The 338-nt window shown below is 64.2% G+C and carries 1 protein-coding gene; it reads right to left on the bottom strand.

Annotated features, from left to right (window positions below):
* Positions 1-133: 133 nt before the first annotated feature.
* On the bottom strand, positions 134-338 hold a 205-nt coding region (locus tag EN804_RS35570; protein ID WP_135922372.1), incomplete at its 5' end, for a dephospho-CoA kinase.

The raw sequence follows: 338 nt of genomic DNA, 5'->3' as shown, positions 1-338 counted from the left end.
TAGATTGAGTTGAAGAAGAGGCAAGACAGTTCGACAGCGATCATCAAGCCGAGCATCAGCTCCGCTCTACAGTAGATCCAAGCCATGGGTGGATGCGCCTCGGTAGTGCCGGCCGCTGGCCGGCAACCAGGCCTCAACCCCCAGCCAACCCCAGATAGCGCTCATGCAGCGCTTCCACCTGCGCCTGCAGGTCTTCCGGGTGACCATCGTTGACCACCACATCATCGGCCAGTGCCAACCGCTGCGCGCGGCTGGCCTGGGCGGCGATCATCTTGTCGGCCAGCGCGGCGTCGATGCCGTCGCGCTGCATCAGCCGGGCATGCTGAACGGCTTCGGGC

Origin of the sequence: Mesorhizobium sp. M8A.F.Ca.ET.161.01.1.1 (assembly GCF_004792105.1) — a bacterium.
Taxonomy (GTDB): domain Bacteria; phylum Pseudomonadota; class Alphaproteobacteria; order Rhizobiales; family Rhizobiaceae; genus Mesorhizobium.
Note: the sequence above shows the minus strand (reverse complement) of the source record. Positions and strands in the feature narration are given on the sequence as shown.